Origin of the sequence: Halorussus salinus, assembly GCF_004765815.2 — an archaeon.
In the GTDB taxonomy this organism is placed as follows: Archaea; Halobacteriota; Halobacteria; order Halobacteriales; family Haladaptataceae; genus Halorussus; species Halorussus salinus.
The window spans coordinates 1,395,034-1,410,124 of sequence record NZ_ML974127.1; the positions used below are offsets into that span (position 1 = coordinate 1,395,034).

At 66.0% G+C, this 15,091-nt stretch carries 15 protein-coding genes; 8 read left to right on the plus strand and 7 right to left on the minus strand.

The features are described 5' to 3' along the window. Window positions 1–37 precede the first annotated feature (37 nt). The 3 genes from EPL00_RS07025 (at window position 38) to EPL00_RS07035 (ending at window position 1,687) form a co-directional block, all read left to right on the plus strand. On the plus strand, window positions 38–433 hold the full coding sequence (locus tag EPL00_RS07025; RefSeq protein ID WP_135851177.1) for a hypothetical protein: 396 nt from the start codon (window positions 38–40) through the stop codon (window positions 431–433). A 357-nt stretch (window positions 434–790) separates the two neighbouring features. Then, window positions 791–1,504: an METTL5 family protein gene (locus tag EPL00_RS07030; protein ID WP_135851176.1), complete on the plus strand. Its 714-nt coding sequence runs from the start codon at window positions 791–793 to the stop codon at window positions 1,502–1,504. 36 nt (window positions 1,505–1,540) lie between these two features. Then, the gene (locus tag EPL00_RS07035; RefSeq protein ID WP_162224167.1) at window positions 1,541–1,687 is read left to right on the plus strand and encodes a hypothetical protein; all 147 of its coding nucleotides are present in this window, start codon (window positions 1,541–1,543) and stop codon (window positions 1,685–1,687) included. Window positions 1,688–1,705: 18 nt separating this feature from the next. On the opposite strand, the gene EPL00_RS07040 is transcribed toward EPL00_RS07035, so the two are convergent. Further along, window positions 1,706–3,352: a rhomboid family intramembrane serine protease gene (locus tag EPL00_RS07040; RefSeq protein ID WP_135851175.1), complete on the minus strand. Its 1,647-nt coding sequence runs from the start codon at window positions 3,350–3,352 to the stop codon at window positions 1,706–1,708. 129 nt (window positions 3,353–3,481) lie between these two features. On the opposite strand from EPL00_RS07040, the gene EPL00_RS07045 reads away from it, so the two are divergent. The 3 genes from EPL00_RS07045 (at window position 3,482) to EPL00_RS07055 (ending at window position 5,175) form a co-directional block, all read left to right on the plus strand. Continuing rightward, on the plus strand, window positions 3,482–3,850 hold the full coding sequence (locus tag EPL00_RS07045) for a hypothetical protein (RefSeq protein WP_135851174.1): 369 nt from the start codon (window positions 3,482–3,484) through the stop codon (window positions 3,848–3,850). Window positions 3,851–3,940: 90 nt separating this feature from the next. Next, window positions 3,941–4,225 carry a DNA-directed RNA polymerase subunit L gene (locus EPL00_RS07050; protein WP_135851173.1) on the plus strand — a complete coding sequence of 95 codons (285 nt, stop codon included), beginning with the start codon at window positions 3,941–3,943 and terminating at the stop codon, window positions 4,223–4,225. 179 nt (window positions 4,226–4,404) lie between these two features. Beyond that, the gene (locus tag EPL00_RS07055) at window positions 4,405–5,175 is read left to right on the plus strand and encodes a hypothetical protein (protein ID WP_135851172.1); all 771 of its coding nucleotides are present in this window, start codon (window positions 4,405–4,407) and stop codon (window positions 5,173–5,175) included. A 309-nt stretch (window positions 5,176–5,484) separates the two neighbouring features. Here EPL00_RS07055 and hisF read toward each other — a convergent pair whose 3' ends face one another. Continuing rightward, window positions 5,485–6,300 (minus strand): imidazole glycerol phosphate synthase subunit HisF, encoded by an 816-nt coding sequence (gene hisF / locus EPL00_RS07060; RefSeq protein WP_135851171.1) that lies wholly within the window; start codon window positions 6,298–6,300, stop codon window positions 5,485–5,487. 473 nt (window positions 6,301–6,773) lie between these two features. Between hisF and EPL00_RS07065 the strand changes: the two genes are divergently transcribed. Then, the gene (locus EPL00_RS07065) at window positions 6,774–7,103 is read left to right on the plus strand and encodes an EthD domain-containing protein (RefSeq protein WP_135851170.1); all 330 of its coding nucleotides are present in this window, start codon (window positions 6,774–6,776) and stop codon (window positions 7,101–7,103) included. A gap of 295 nt (window positions 7,104–7,398) precedes the next feature. Here the strand turns inward: EPL00_RS07065 and EPL00_RS07070 are convergent, their stop codons facing one another. Next, window positions 7,399–9,093, minus strand: a complete 1,695-nt coding sequence (locus tag EPL00_RS07070; RefSeq protein WP_238398156.1) for a glycoside hydrolase family 13 protein — start codon at window positions 9,091–9,093, stop codon at window positions 7,399–7,401. 154 nt (window positions 9,094–9,247) lie between these two features. Here EPL00_RS07070 and EPL00_RS23470 point away from each other — a divergent pair, with 154 nt between their 5' ends. Next, window positions 9,248–9,421 (plus strand): DUF7550 family protein, encoded by a 174-nt coding sequence (locus EPL00_RS23470; RefSeq protein ID WP_202932555.1) that lies wholly within the window; start codon window positions 9,248–9,250, stop codon window positions 9,419–9,421. 34 nt (window positions 9,422–9,455) lie between these two features. Here the strand turns inward: EPL00_RS23470 and EPL00_RS07075 are convergent, their stop codons facing one another. The 4 genes from EPL00_RS07075 to purL form a co-directional block, all read right to left on the minus strand. Continuing rightward, a complete protein-coding gene (locus EPL00_RS07075; RefSeq protein WP_135851168.1) occupies window positions 9,456–9,710 on the minus strand; it encodes a hypothetical protein in 255 nt (84 codons plus the stop codon). A 65-nt stretch (window positions 9,711–9,775) separates the two neighbouring features. Beyond that, the gene (locus EPL00_RS07080; RefSeq protein ID WP_135851167.1) at window positions 9,776–10,654 is read right to left on the minus strand and encodes a hypothetical protein; all 879 of its coding nucleotides are present in this window, start codon (window positions 10,652–10,654) and stop codon (window positions 9,776–9,778) included. Window positions 10,655–10,690: 36 nt separating this feature from the next. Continuing rightward, complete coding sequence (locus tag EPL00_RS07085; protein WP_135851166.1) at window positions 10,691–12,154, minus strand: hypothetical protein; 1,464 nt, start codon at window positions 12,152–12,154, stop codon at window positions 10,691–10,693. A gap of 431 nt (window positions 12,155–12,585) precedes the next feature. Continuing rightward, complete coding sequence (gene purL / locus EPL00_RS07090) at window positions 12,586–14,706, minus strand: phosphoribosylformylglycinamidine synthase subunit PurL (protein ID WP_135851165.1); 2,121 nt, start codon at window positions 14,704–14,706, stop codon at window positions 12,586–12,588. Between the last annotated feature and the right edge of the window lie 385 nt (window positions 14,707–15,091).

Consider the following 15,091-nt stretch of genomic DNA (forward strand, 5'->3'; position numbering starts at 1 on the left):
ACCTTTTTGTATGAGCAATAGGTATGTGTTGGTAACGATGAGCGCCACTCGCTCCCCGAACGTCCGCACCGCTATCGAACGCTGTCGCGTCGAAGACGCCACGCCCGTCAGCCTCGACGCGGACGCGCTTCCGACCGCGCGCGAGGAGCTTCGCGACCTCAAGCGCGAACTCGACGCCGACGACCTCGTTGCCGCCCGCGTCGTCGTTGACGCCTGCTTCGGCGAGGACTGCTCGTTCGCCACTCAAGACGAGGCCGACCGCGTGCGCGAGTACGTGCGCGCCGCGGCGTTCCTCGGAGCCAGTACGGTCACCGTCGAGTTCGACAGCGTGGGCGACGAGTCGAAGGTTCGACCCGCGCTCGCCGCTGTCGCCGAGCGCGCCAGCCGCGAGGGCGTCACCCTCGACGTGGCCGGTCCTATCACGCTCGATTGAGGACTTCTTGGACATATTCTCCTTTCGTAAAGACGTGTCTCAATTTACTAGAGCAGTATATAGATTTGTCACCGGCGTACGCTCGGTAACATCGACTACCGGCAGACGCTCGGCAACACGAACCACTGTTTGGGTGGACTGAAAGGGGCCGCGCGCTCGCGGGCCGGAGGCCCGTGGTCGTCTCAGCGACCCTTCTCCGGAGTGAACGAAGTGAACGGCGGGGCTGTCGCGGGGCGCCCGCGCGCGCGCGGGGGCTTTCTGAACCGTCTTCGCTACGACCTCGGCGACAGGTGTGCCAATCGGGGCTAGAAAAATCGAATCCGAATGCTCACTTACGCCGAACGACTCCACCCACACATGGACAAGGCCGCCTTGGAGCGCCGACTCTCGCGGGTCGAGGAGTTCGCGGACCCGCGCCTCGACTTCGAGCAGTACCCCACGCCCGCGGACCTCGCGGCCCACCTCGTCCACCTCGCCAGCGTGCAGGGCGACCTCGCTGGGGCGACCGTCGTGGACTTGGGCACCGGCACCGGGATGCTCGCGCTCGGCGCGGCGTTCTGCGACCCGGCCCGCGTGCTGGCGCTCGACCGCGACCCCGCGGCCCTCGCGCAGGCCCGCGAGAACGAGCGCCGGGTCGCGGGCGACGAGGGCGCGAGCGCGACGGCCACGGGCGCGTCCGCGACCCGAGTCGAGTGGCTCCTCGGCGACGCGACGCGCGCGCCGCTCTGCCTCTCGGACGCGCCGGACGGTCCCGGCGCGTCCACCGACTCCACCGACGCGCCCGGCGACTGCTCGCCGGTCACGGTCCTGATGAACCCGCCGTTCGGCGCGCAGGCGGGCAACGAACACGCCGACCGCGCGTTTCTGGCGACCGCGAGCGACCTCGCGGGCGTCTCCTACTCGATTCACAACGCCGGGAGCCGGGAGTTCGTCGAGGCGTTCGCGGCCGACGAGGGCGGCGAGGTGACGCACGCCTTCCGCGCGGAACTCGAACTCCCGCGGCGGTTCGACCACCAGACCAGCGAGCGCGAGGTGCTGGACGCCGAGGTGTTCCGCGTCGAGTGGCGATAACCGAACATTTTCCCGCGGGCGTTCGTGTCGGCGAGCATGGACGATACCCTCGAAACGAGAGTCCGATTCGTCGGCGCTGGCCTCCAAACGTCGCTGTTCGGACTCGGAGTGCTAGAGTACAGTTCCGCCGGGTTCGCGCTGGTTCTCCTCGGGACGCTCGTCACGCTCTGGGGGGTCGTCTGACGGGAACCAGAAGGCGATTTACCGATACTTCTCGCGGGTCGCTATCTGGACGCGAGTGCCGTTCACGGCCGCGAACAGCGTCCGTTGCTGGCGCTCGATTCGGACGGGACCGAGCCGCACCGTCTCGTTGTGCGCGGGCATCTGGGCGATTCTGTGCGACGAGTTGTCGTTCATCAGTTGGAGGTAGAAGGTTCCGTTCGCCGGTTCGATTCGGAGCGACCGGTTCGCCAGCGTCGCCCCCGCAATAGCGGGTCCCGAGGCGAAGGCGTGGGTCCACTCGTCGTCGTCCGGGCCGCGGAGCCAGACCTGATACGCCGTCCGGCCGTTTGCCGCCGACCAGCCGCGGCGTTTGACCTGCACGTCCTCGGCCCACCCGACCCCGCCGACGCGGACGCTCGTCCGGCCAGCGAACGCGAGCCGACCCTTCGAGGCCGATTGCGCCCATATCTCGCGGTCGTCGTTGACCACGATGACGCCGCTGGTCGTCACGTCGGTCGTCTCGCCGAACATCGACACATCGATTGCCGAGACCTTCTGGTTCTGGACGCCTTCGGCGTAGGTCACGTCGTAGCCCCGAACCTCTATCGCGGGGCCGTCGCCGGGAATGCTGGCGTCGCCGACCGTGGTGAGGTTGACCGGGACCGCAACGCCGACCATGACCGCCAGCGGGAGCAGGAGCGCGAGCAAGCCGACCTGCTGGCGCGACACGTCGCCGAACAGGGGCCTGCGGTCGGCCGTCGCCGCGACGGTGGTCACGACCGCGAGCGCGACGACGAAGACGACGCCCCACCCGCGGTAGAGGACGTAGGTACTCTCGCCGCGGTACCACCAGAGCGCCCACAGTGTCATCGACATCCCGAGGAGGACCCCGCCGGTCCAGAGTCGGAGCGCGCCGACGCGCTCGCGTCGCCGGTAGAGGACCGCCACCCCGAGCAGAATCCCGAGCAACAGGCCGAGGACGTGGCCCTGCACCGCGATGCCGAACCACCACGGGTCGCCGAAGCGCCGCGAGGCCGACCCGACGACGGTGGGGTCGCGCAGTGCGCGGTACGTGGTCCGAATCGCCTCTTGGCCCGTCACCGCGACGACGGTCATCAGGGGGTACCGGACCAGCGCGAACCCGACGAACGCGAACGCGACGCCCGAGAAGCCGATGATGGGACCCCACGCGAAGATGCTGGTCGCCAGTCCGACGAGCGCGACGCCCGCCGGGAAGACGACGAACGCCCGAACCCACGGGTTCGAGGTCCGCGAGAAGAAGGGGTTCTCGCCGCGCTTCGACGGGAAGTGCCCGAAGAAGTACTCCGCCAGCGGCGCGACCGCCAGCGTCGTCGTGAGGTTGCCGACGAGGTGGCCCGGCCCGGTGTGGGAGAACGGCGCGAGGAGCCACCCGGTCGGGTAGAGGTACGACCACGACGAGAACGGGAGCGTCACGGGGTTGCGCCAGTTGCTCGCGCCCCCTTGAACGAACAGGTACACCGCCAACACGCCCACCACCGAGACGAGCGTGCCCCACGGCACCCCCAGCAGGAACCGCGAGCGCAGACGGCGACCCCACTCGCCCGCCGGGGCGTCAAGTCGCCGGACCAGCGCGAGCGACAGCGCCACGGCGACCGGAATCGCGACCTGCGCTGGCGCGGGCAACCACGGGGGCAACTGAACCATACTGCGTGTTTTTGTCCAGCACGATATAAATGGGTGGCTGGATTCGACGGGCCGCGAGTCGCCCGCCTCGGAGCTGACAGCCGAGCATAGTTATTAAAACTTAAACTTTTAGAGCCACGAAAATATCGCGTGTACGACGTACGAGTCGATTCCGAATCGGACACCCTGTACCTCACGCTAGATGGCAAACTGTCGGACGACGAGATGAAAGCCGCACGCGACGACGTAGTCGAAGCTCTCGGGAAACTGCCCGAGGGCTTCGATATGATAAACGATATCTCGACGTTCTCGCCGCCGTCGCCCGACGCGGCCCAACCCATCAAGGACGCCCAACAGAAGATTCTGGACAACGATGTCGGCACCGTCGTCCGCGTCGTCACCGACGACACGAGTACGGTGGTCCGGCGCGCCTTCGAGCGCCGCTCGGAGGACGTGGGCTACGAGGGCGAGACCGCCGAGTCGGTCGAGGAGGCCGAACGACTCCTCGGTCTGGCCTGAGCGGGCGGGTCGCCCGAGGCGAACGCTCCCCACGGCCGCCGAGAACGTGCTTCCGTAATGTTGAAACGCACAAAGCCAGAACTGAGGGGTATGGAACTACGGGTTGCCGAGAAGGCCGACGACGAACTCTCTATCGAAATCGCCGGGGAGGACCACACGTTCATGAACGTGCTGAAAGGCACCCTCCTCGAACACGAGGGCGTCGCGGCCGCGACGTACGACATGAACCCCGAGCAGTCGGGCGGACAGACCGAACCCATCCTGACCATCAAGACCGAGGGCGGCACCGACCCCCTCGACGCGCTGGAGGACGCTACCGGCGACATCAAGGACAAAACCGCGGCCTTCCGCGACGCCTACGAGAGCGCGGTCTGAGGCTCTTTTCGTCGTTCGCGCCGTTCGTTTCGTTCGTTCCGACGGCGACGCCGGATTTCGAGTGTGAGCGCGAGCCGCCGTCAGACGCCGAATAAGCCGGACTTAACTGCCGTAATCCGGCACAGAACCCCGAAACGGTCGCGGCCGTTTATTGGCGCAGTCGGAAAACGCTTGGTCGCATGAGAACACGCGCAGTAGTTTTAGCGACACTCGTACTGCTCGCCGGGACCTCCTCGGCGCTCGCGGCGACGCCGAACGCGCACGACGCCAGCGCCGCGACCGCCGACGCCGCCGGGGCGGCCGATGGCTCCTCGGCGGTTCAAGACGACGCGGCCAACCAGAGCTACCAGTACCAAAATCTCACGATAGAGAACCTCACGATGACGAACGTCTCGGTCCAGCAGGCCGTGCTGAACGAGACGGAACTCGACCGAGGAGTCAACGGAACCCAGTCGCTGGGCACCGCCAGCGCGACGAACCTGACCGTGGTGAACGCCTCGTTCGAGGACGTGACCCTGCTGAACGTCACCATCCGGAACCAGACCGTCGCCGAGCAGTTGTTCGGCGAGACGCCGCCCGAGAGCGAGAACGCGACCGTCGAGAACGCGACGCTCTCGGAGACCGGCATCGAGACGCTGTTCGTCGAGACCGGTAGCCTCGGTAGCGCGGAGGTCAACAACGTCCGGACGGCCTTCTCGCCCGGCGGCGTCGGCGCGGGCGACCCCGTCGAGGGCCAGCCGACCGTCGAAGTCGAGAACATGACCGTCGGGAGCGCGACCCTCGACAGCATCGAAGCCGACGAAGTGAGCATCGAGAACGCCTCGGCCGGAATCGGCCTCGTCGGCGGCGGCGGCCTCGGCGGGATGGGGAGCGAGACCACGACCGCGGGCGACGCCGCTGGCAACGAGACCGGCACCACGACCGCCGCACTCGCGGCCATCGAGAAGTAACGTTTCGAGGAGACCGACTGCGGTCCGTCGTCCGCCGAAACGAATCCGCGGTCGGCAACTCGTTTTTCGCGACGCGCAGTAGAAATCCGACGACCCACGACCTGACTGGCGGGTCGTCGAAAGGGTCGTTTGGAAATCGACGCTCCGAGCGGTGGGACGGTCCTCAGACCGTGGAGTCACCGCTACCGCACGGGCGGCAGTACCAAGCGAACGTGCTGAATCCGAACATCGTCTGTCACCTCCGTTTCGCTATCTCGGACATTTAACTCAAAATTATTTCTTTAGAGTTTTAACAAGTTCACAGAGAAATCAAATTCGAACCGGCACGTCGCGCTCGTCCAGATACTCCTTGACCTCCCGAATCGAGTACTCGCCGAAGTGGAAGATGGAGGCGGCGAGTCCGGCGTCCGCGCCAGCCTCCGTGAAAACCTCGTACATGTCCTCGGGACCGCCACAGCCCGAGGAGGCGATGACCGGCGTGTCCACGGCGTCACAGACCGCCTTGGTCAGCGGGATGTCGTAGCCGTCCTTGGTGCCGTCGGCGTCGATGGAGTTGACGAACAACTCGCCAGCGCCGCGCTCCTCGGCCTCCGCGGCCCACTCCACCACGTCGAGGTCGGTGCCCTCGCGGCCGCCCTTGACGGTACACTCGAACCAGCAGGACTCGCCGTCCACTTGGACGTAGTGTTCGCCCTCCTCGTCGTAGCGCCGCTCGGCGTCCACGGAGATGACGATGCACTGGCTTCCGAAGGCATCGGCACCCTCGGTGATGAGGTCGGGGTTCGCTATCGCGCCGGAGTTGATAGAGACCTTGTCGGCCCCCGCGCGCAGGGTTTCCTTGATGTCGGCTTTCGTCCGGATGCCGCCGCCGACCGTGAGCGGGATGAAAATCTCGTCGGCCACGTCCTCGACGACGTTGAGCATCGTCTCGCGCCCGTCGGCGCTCGCGGTGATATCGAGGAAGACGAACTCGTCGGCTCCGGCCTCGTTGTACCGGCGGGCCATCTCCACCGGGTCGCCGGTGTATTCGAGGTCCTCGAAGTTGACGCCGGTGTAGACCGCGGGGTTCCCGTCGTCGTCCAAGTCCACGTCGATGCACGGGATGATGCGCTTGGTGAGAGTCATTTCGTTAGTCGTGACTTCGGACGAGGGCGGTTTCACGGTTTCGACTGCGGCAGGTGGTTGAAGCGGAGGGAGGGCAGTTTCCGCTCGAAGGACCGTTCACTCTGGCGCGCGCTGGCGCGGCCTCGTGCCGCGCCATCGGCGCGTGAGGGCCGAGTAGCGCAGTGGAGTGAAGCGACCGAGGCTTGCGAGACGCGACTTGTCTCGCTGATCTGCGAACGTCGTTCGCAGACAACGCAGACGGCTGGGGAGGCGTGAGGTCCGCGGTCGCGGTGTCGTGCGGTATGATAGGCGTCGGCAACAACTCGCCGTGCGGTTGCGGTGCCGTCTGCTGTGCGGGCGCGGTAAACTTCTCAGCGTCGGCGATAGCTCGTTCCGACTCAACTCCCCCGCTTTCACGAAACTCGAAATCCATCTCACGCTAACCCACACACTCGAATCCAAAGTTTCAGGACTCCGCCACCCGAATTCCCGCCATGACCTGCAAGATGGTGATTCTCGCTGTCCGAGACGACGAGGAGTTCACCCACGACGAGTGCATCGACTACATGCACGAGGAGCACGCGCCTCTCGTCAACGACCTGCCGAACCTGCAGCGGTACACCTCCTCGCTCCCGGCGAATCCCGAGTACGTGGACTACGACTACATCGCCCAACTCCGCTTCGAGGGTCCCGAGGAGATGGACGAAGCGTTCTCCTCGGAACAGGGCCAGACGGTGCAGGACGACGCGGCGTCGTTCCTCGACATGGAAGCCTCCGAGATGATTTCGACGGTCGGCGAGACGGTCCACTTCGAGGCCGAGTAGGTCGGGATGGTAGCCTGTTTCGTGGAGTAGAGGGATTCGAGAAAGCGGGGCGGAGAGGGGCTGACTGCAGGCTCGAACTTTGTTGGACCGAAAACAGGGAGAAGCTAGCGTCAGGCTTGAGCAAAGGAGTCTCCCGCAACCGCACCGCTACGGCGAGCCTCCCGCCTCCCCAACCGCTTGCGGTCCTCGGCCATAGGCCTGCGGTCCTCAGCCCTCGCACGACGATAGCGCGCCACGAGGGCGCGCCTGCGCGCGCCGGACCGAAATTTCCGTATCGCGCTAATCGACCGATTCCTCACTCCAGTTCGTACACCCGCGCCTCGTAGGGGCGCAACTCGAACGAGCGCGGGCCTTCCGCGTCCACCGCGTAGTTGTGCAGGACGCACTCGGCGTCGTCGTATTGGACGCTCCGCGGGAGCGAGAACGTCGGCGTGCCGTCGCCGAAGTTCAGCACCGCGAGGAGTCGCTCGTCGCCGAGGGTCCGCAGGTAGGCGTAGATGTCGGGGTCGTCCGGCAGGAGGAGTTCGTAGTCGCCGTAGACCGCCACGGGCGTCGATTTCCGGTACTCGATGAGTTCCCGGTAGTAGTTCCAGATGGAGTCCGCGCGGGCGGTCGCGTCCGCGACGTTCACCGCGTCGTGGTTCGGGTTCACCGGAATCCACGGCTCGCCTTCCGTGAATCCGGCGTTCTCCTCGTCGGACCACTGTATCGGCGTCCGGGCGTTGTCCCGGCTCCGGTAGCTGACGACCTCCAGAATCTCGTCCATCGGCCAGCCCTCCTGCTTCTTGCGATTCACGAAGTTCTGCGCGCTCACGTCCTGCACCTGCGATTCGCGCTCGAAGGGGAAGTTCGTCATGCCGATTTCGTCGCCCTGATAGACGTACGGCGTCCCGCGGAGCGTAAAGAGCATCGTCGCCAGCATCTTGGCCGACTCGATGCGGTAGAGGCCGTCGTCGCCGAACCGCGAGACGATGCGCGGCCAGTCGTGGTTGCCCAGATAGGCGCTGTTCCAGCCCTCGCCCTGTAGGCCGTTCTGCCACTTCGTCAGCACTTGCTTGAACTCGGGAAGCGGGAACTCGCCGACGGTCCAGCGGTCGCCGCTCTCGCCGTAGTCGAGCGTGACGTGTTCGAAGTGAAACACCATGTTCAGGCCGTCGCCGTCCGGGCCGAGGTACTGCTGGGCCTGCTCGACCGTCGCGCCGGGCATCTCGCCGACCGTCATCACGTCCCGGCCCGAAAGCACCTCGTCGTACATCTCGGAGATGAACTCGTGGGCGCGCGGCCCGGTCATGAAGTGTTCCGCGCCGGTCCACCCCGAGTCGGGGTCGCCGTCCGGCAGGCCCTCGGCCTTCGACACGAGGTCGATTACGTCCATCCGGAAGCCGTCGATACCCTTGTCGAGCCACCAGCGCATCATCTCGTAGACGCGCTCCCGAACCTCCGGATTCTCCCAGTTCAGGTCGGGTTGCTTCTCGTCGAAGAGGTGGAGGTAGTACTGCTCGGTCTCGTCGTCGTAGCTCCACGCCGACCCGCCGAACGCCGACTCCCAGTTGTTCGGCGGTCGGCCCTTCCCGCCCGGCCCGTCGCCCCGGCCGTCGCGCCAGATGTAGAAGTCCCGGAACTCGCTGTCCCGCGATTCTCGGGACTGCCGGAACCACTCGTGTTCGTCGGACGTGTGGTTGACCACGAGGTCCATGATGAGCCGAATGTCCCGGTCGTGCAGGCCCTCTAACACGCGGTCGAAGTCGTCCATCGTCCCGAACTCGTCCATGATGTCGCGGTAGTCCCGGATGTCGTAGCCGTTGTCCGCGTTCGGCGAGTCGTAGACCGGGTTCAGCCATACCACGTCCACCCCGAGCGCGTCGAGGTAGTCCAGTTTGGCTTCGACGCCCCGCAGGTCGCCCACGCCGTCGCCGTCCGAGTCGAAGAAGCTCCGGGGGTAAATCTGGTAGACGACGGCCTCCTTCCACCACTCGCGGCTCTCGGTCAGGTGGTCGAACGCGGGATGCTCCTCGGCGGGTCCGTCGAAGTCTACGCGCTCCTCGTCGGGGGTAGCGTCCGGGAAATCCATACACTCCACATCAACGAACTCCGGCGGCTTAGGTTTGGTTGCGCTTAAGTAGCAGGACCCGGAAGTTGCGCGCATGGACGACCACGACGACAACGCTGACCACACGGACCACGGCCACGACGTAGAGGGTCTCGACCGAGTTACCTCGCCGATGCAGGAGTTCTCGATGTCGCAGGTCGGCATCGGCTTCGCCGTCCTCGCGGTCGGTCTCGTCGTCGCGTTCGCGATTCCGCTCCTCGCGGCGTAACGACTGCTCCCCGCGTAACCGTCGCTCTCCTCCGTCAGCGTTCGCCGGTCAGTACGAGGTAGAATCCGGCGACGAAGCAGACGATGCTGAGAGTCACGAGTGCCGACGGTGATGCGACACCGCTACTCGCCGCCGTGTTCGCGTACACCTGTATCGTTAACCCGGCGAGCAAGGCGAGATACCCCGCTTTCGCTACAGTCGGCGTCTCGTTCCACCGCCACGCGAACACTGCGGCGGCCGACACTAAGAGTACTACCGCGAGTATCGTTTGCCATGTCACGAGGACCATACGAAGGACACTCCAGTATCGAGACTAACGAGTTTAAAATACAAAAGGTTAGCGAGGGAACCGAATTAGCACAAGGGGGCTGGACCGGTACACGGGTCACAGAGGAACCCGAGTTTCGGAGCGGAGATGATGGTCCCGATGCAGGTCGCACACGTCTGGAAGTTCCGGAACGCCCCGCACAGACTGCAGGCGGTGACGATGCCTGCGTACGCCCGAGCCAGCCGGTACCAACAGTTGAGATTCGGGAGACACGGACCACACGGCAAGAGTTGTTCCGTCCCGACATCACCCGACGACCGAAGTTCTTCTTCGGCTTCCCGGAGGATGCGCCGGTACTCCGCAGTCGTAAGCGTCTCCTCGGTCGTGACGACTTCGCCCTCTTCGACGCGTGACACCCGGATTATCGCTTTCGCGGTTCCTTCACCCGTGTCTACGTACGTGATTTCCCGGTATATCGGCGGTAAGTCGTCACGGCCCGACCAGAGGAGAAACGCGTCGGTTCTCTCGCCCTCGTCCTCACGCTTGTACTTGAACGGAATGTCCACGGTCCTGTAAGACGTCCCCGACACAATCGTCCGAAGCGCCTTCGCGTCTCCGACTCGTGGAGTTACGTCGGGTCCCGTGGCCTCTCGAAGTAGCGACTGGACATCCGCATCCGAGAGGGCCGCGCCGATTGCACGACCGCGGTCTCCTCGCGTGAGCTTCTCGATGGTCCAGTCACGGCCGTTTTCGGCTCCGGAGACCGATCCCGACACCGCACCGACGGAGGTCAGAAACGACGCTGCAGTAGCGGAAGTCTTCAGGAATCGACGCCGGTTCGGCGTCCTCGCCGAATCGGATCGCCGGTAGTCGTCTCGGTCGGTACTGTCGGTCGAATCGCTTGCCGATTGTTTCGGATGTGGTTCACCACTCATTTTCCTTCCCCAAAAGAAAATTAAGTACATCTAATAATAAAATAGTTTCTTCAGTATAATTATAATTTATATAATTACATTCGCATGTAGGTCGGACGCCGCCTCTTCTGCGACGACTGACACGCTCGCGTTCGTCCCCGAAACGCTCGCGCTCCGGACGAACGACTCGGTTCCGGCGAGCAGGACGACCGTCTCGTCGCTCGTCCGGACCGTCCGGAAAGTCACCTCGCCGTCGCGCCACGTCGTCGCCGAGTCGGTCGGCGACCGATTCGCCGACCCGTTCGCTCGCGCGTCGAGGTATCGGTCCATCGCCCCCGCGAACTCGTCGGCCTCGCTCGGCGAGTCCCACCGCGTCGCCCAGACGAAGCTCCGGGTGCCCTCGTCGTCGGCGACCGGGACGAGGCGGTCGGTGCCCCAACCGGCCGCGGCGTCGGCCGCCCGCGTCTGGTTCAACTCCGTTCCGACCGCGATGCGGGTGAACAGTTCCCCGTAGGTGTCGCTCCCGCCACGTGTCCGATTCGCACCCGGTTCGACCGACAGCGAGAGCGACAGCGGCGTCTCGGACCCGTCGGTGTCGTTGTGGAGAATCTGTTCGGTGGTCCGAGGCGGGTCGTCGTACACCGCCGAGACGTTGCGCGGCGAGTCGAACCGGTGGTCGAGGTAGCGACTGCCGAAGTAGTAGCGTGCGATGCTGTACTTGACGCTCGCGGGTGCCGACCGGTAGCGTTCGGTCGTGGTAATCGACGCCCAGTCGCCCGCCAGATACCGCCGGTCGTAGGCGTCGGCGACGAACACCGCCGCGCCCTCCACGACGCTGGCGTAAGTCAGGACGGTGTCGCGCGTCGGCGTCCGGTCCACGTCGAGGGCGAACTGGAGCCGCGCGAACGCGCGCTGGCGGAACTGGACGGTGTGGACGAACTCGTGGGCGAGCGTGCGTTCGAGCGCCCGCTCGTCCGCGGCGGTCGCCACGCGCTCGTTGACGACGACCGACTGGGCCGACGGCACGTAGGCCGCGACCGAGACTCCCTCCTCGCTGTCGTCCGTCCCGTCGTCGGAGGCCTCGTCGTCGGTGGTCTCGTCGTCAGCGGCCTCGTCGCTGGTATCCTCGCCGTCGGACTGCCCGCCTGCGTCACCACCGTCTCCTCCGATTCCCATCACGCCCGCGAAACTCCGCGCGCTGGACTCGCTTCCGGCGGTTGGCGGACCGCCGGTGTCGCTCCGAATCTCGGCGGGGGACTTGACCACGAGGAGGGTCGGCGGCGCGACCTCGGCCCCGAGGAGGCCCGTCGTCCGGGCGAAGACCTCCTCGTGGGCGACCGGGAGCGACCCGCCGCTGACGGGGATGTCGCGGTCCGCGACGGCCGACCGGTTCTCCTCGGCGGCCTCCTCGTCGGTCGAGGTCCCGACGCCAGCGTCGGTCGTGACGCCAGCGTCGGACTCGCCGGACGCGACGGTCGTCTGCTGTGCGGTCGGCGCGGCACAGCCTGCCAGCAGGAGACAGAGGGCGCAGGCGATGGCAATCCGTGACACGTTTCAGTCGCGGGACCGCCGAAGCAAAGCGTTTGGGGTGAGAGTCGGCGTGCGTGGAGTGAGGTACGAGAGCCAGCGTGCTTTGACCGTAGGGTGTCGTCTGTGTATTGCGAGATATGATTTACAACTGGTCGAGGGAGTATTCAGTACGATATCTACGCGTTCGCGGGACGAGGGTGAGATGGACGGTAAACGAGTGCTAGGCTTGAACACTGGAGTCTACCGCGACTGCCCTGCACTGCCTCGCACAGCGACCGCGGGCCTCAACCCTCCCCAACCGCCTGCGTCGTCTGCGAACGGAGTTCGCGGACTCCTCGGCCCTCGCGCGGTAGGGCGCGACCCGCAAGCGGTCGCGCCTGCACGCGCCGGACGGAAAATCGGTGTCGCTCTCGAAATCAAAATCCGACGAGAGTGACAGCGACGGCGACCCGTCAGTCCAGTTCGCGCGCCAACACGTCGCGGAGGTCGGCGATTTCGGCGGCGTCGTAGGTCAGCGACTCGTCGGCGACCGTCAGGTCGAGGTCGCCCGAGGAGTCCGCCGCGCCGAGTTCGGCGACCGGCGCGACGCCGTCGAACTCCTCGCGGACGGCCTCGGGGTCGGTCGTGGCGACGACGGCGCGACCGGGCGTCTCGGCGAACAGGGCTTCGAGCGAGGCGAGGTCGGCCGAGAGACCGGCCTCGTCGGTGACCATCTCGGCGAGCGCGACCGCGAGGCCGCCGTGGCTCACGTCGTGGACCGCCGCGGTCTCGTCGCGGTCGGCGACCTCGGCCACCGTCTCCACGACCTCGCGGGGGTTCTCCGGAAGCAGGGGGAAGCGGTCGCTCCCGCCGAACTGCGCGAGGAGTTGCGAACCGCCGAGTCGGTCGCCGCCCGAGTCGCCGACGACCAGCAGGGTCGCCCCGCTCGCGTCGCCCGAGAGCGCGGCGGGCGGTGCGTCGTAGCCCTCCTTCGTCCCGGTCATCGCCAGCGTGGGCGTCGGCGGGATGGGACCCGAGGGCGAATCGTTGTACAGCGAGACGTTCCCGCCGACGACGGGCGCGTCGAGCGCGGCGCACATGTCGGCCAGTCCGTCAACGATACCTCGGAAGCCGCCGTACACGTCCGGTTTCTCGGGGTTGCCGCCGTTCAGGCAGTCCACTGCGGCGAGGGGCGTCGCGCCCTTCGCGGCGAGGTTCGTCGCGTTCTCCAAGGCGACTGCGCGCGCTCCCTCGTAGGGCGCGGCGGTCGTCCAGTTGGGGTCCGCGCCCGACGAGACGGCCAGTCCTTTCTCGGCTTCGCGGAGTGCCAACACCGCGGCGTCGTCGCCCGGTCCCGTCGCGGTCCGGACCTGCACCTCGTGGTCGTACTGGCGGTAGACCCACCGCTTGCTCGCGGTGTTGGGGTGGCCGACGACCTCCTCGAACGCTTCCCCGAGGTCGAAGTCGGGCAGGTCGCGCTCGGGTTGGGTCGGCTCCGTCGAATCGAGGTCGTTCATCGGCGCGCCGTCGCCGAGGAACTCCGCATCGACATCGACCACGACCTCGCCCTCGAAGGTGCAGACGTAGTTGCCTTCGGTCACGTCGCCGATGACCGAACAGCCCAAGTCGTACCGTTGGGCGACCTCGCGGACCGCATCGACGTTCTCGGGCCGGACCTCGTAGCACATCCGCTCTTGGGATTCGGCGAGCAGGATTTCGAGCGCGTTCATGTTCGGTTCGCGCTGGTGGACATCCTCCAAGCGAATCTCCGCGCCGAGACCGCCCTTGGCGACCATCTCGCTGGACGCACCGCCGAGTCCGGCCGCGCCGAGGTCGCGGGCCGCCTCGACCAGTTCGCGGTCCAGCAGGGCCTCGCTGGCCTCGACCAGCAGTTTCTCCGTGTAGGGGTCGCCGACCTGCACCGCGGGGCGGTCCTCGGTCTCGGCGTCCTCCGAGAGGTCCTCGCTGGCGAAACTCGCGCCGCCCAGTCCGTCGCGGCCGGTCGCGTTCCCGACCAGCATCAGTTTGTTGCCGGGTTCCTTCGCGTCGGCGGTGACGAGGCGCTCGTCGTCCAGCAGGCCCACGCAGGCCACGTTCACGAGCGGGTTACCCTCGTAGTCGTCGTGGAACGCCGTACTCCCCGCGACCGTGGGGACGCCGATGGAGTTCCCGTAGTCGCTGATGCCTTCCACGACGCCCTCCAGCAGATAGCGGGAGTGTTCGCGGTCGAACTCCCCGAAGTACAGCGAGTCGGCCAGCGCGATGGGGTAGGCCCCCATCGAGAGCGTGTCGCGGACGATGCCGCCGACGCCAGTGGCCGCGCCGTCGTACGGGTCCACGAACGAGGGGTGGTTGTGGCTCTCGATACCCATCGTGATGTGCGTTCCATCGGCGACTTCCACGACCGCGGCGTCGTCGCCCGGTCCGACGACGACCTCCTCGGCCTCGGAGTCGAAGGCCGACAGGAGCGGTCGAGACGACCGATACGCGCAGTGTTCGCTCCAGAGGTTCTCGAACAGCGCCGCCTCCGCGGGCGTCGGCTCGCGGTCGAGTTCGGCGACGACGAGTTCCCGGTCTTGCTCGGCGAGACTCATTCACCTGTCTGTACAGACACGGCGAATTAATGCCTTTCCATGTGCAGGTGCGTGCATACATCTAGGCATAGTGCCGTCGTTTACCTCGACAACCGTCGCCAACTCACCGTGGACGCGACCGTAGCGCTGACCGGACAGTCGCGTGCCACTCCGGTACCTCGGACACGTTCCCCCGATTTCGACCGTTTTCGATTCCCTATCTACGACAACCGAACGATGGCTCTCACTCTTAGCGTCTTAGACGCGACGCATAAACCATATTACGATATATAAAACAGCCCTTGGACTGCCGACTCGTCTCCTCTCCCGATTGTCCCGGAGAAGCACTCTCACTCGAAACGCGAGGCTCCCGACTCGTCACGACGTTGCGTCCGCCGCAACGTGA

Coding starts and splice junctions, on each gene's coding strand:
- EPL00_RS07025 (WP_135851177.1), top strand. CDS start 38: ATGAGCGCCACTCGCTCCCCGAACGTCCGCACCGCTATCGAACGCTGT.
- EPL00_RS07030 (WP_135851176.1), top strand. CDS start 791: ATGGACAAGGCCGCCTTGGAGCGCCGACTCTCGCGGGTCGAGGAGTTC.
- EPL00_RS07035 (WP_162224167.1), top strand. CDS start 1,541: ATGGACGATACCCTCGAAACGAGAGTCCGATTCGTCGGCGCTGGCCTC.
- EPL00_RS07040 (WP_135851175.1), bottom strand. CDS start 3,352: ATGGTTCAGTTGCCCCCGTGGTTGCCCGCGCCAGCGCAGGTCGCGATT.
- EPL00_RS07050 (WP_135851173.1), top strand. CDS start 3,941: ATGGAACTACGGGTTGCCGAGAAGGCCGACGACGAACTCTCTATCGAA.
- EPL00_RS07055 (WP_135851172.1), top strand. CDS start 4,405: ATGAGAACACGCGCAGTAGTTTTAGCGACACTCGTACTGCTCGCCGGG.
- hisF (WP_135851171.1), bottom strand. CDS start 6,300: ATGACTCTCACCAAGCGCATCATCCCGTGCATCGACGTGGACTTGGAC.
- EPL00_RS07065 (WP_135851170.1), top strand. CDS start 6,774: ATGACCTGCAAGATGGTGATTCTCGCTGTCCGAGACGACGAGGAGTTC.
- EPL00_RS23470 (WP_202932555.1), top strand. CDS start 9,248: ATGGACGACCACGACGACAACGCTGACCACACGGACCACGGCCACGAC.
- EPL00_RS07075 (WP_135851168.1), bottom strand. CDS start 9,710: ATGGTCCTCGTGACATGGCAAACGATACTCGCGGTAGTACTCTTAGTG.
- EPL00_RS07080 (WP_135851167.1), bottom strand. CDS start 10,654: ATGTACTTAATTTTCTTTTGGGGAAGGAAAATGAGTGGTGAACCACAT.
- purL (WP_135851165.1), bottom strand. CDS start 14,706: ATGAGTCTCGCCGAGCAAGACCGGGAACTCGTCGTCGCCGAACTCGAC.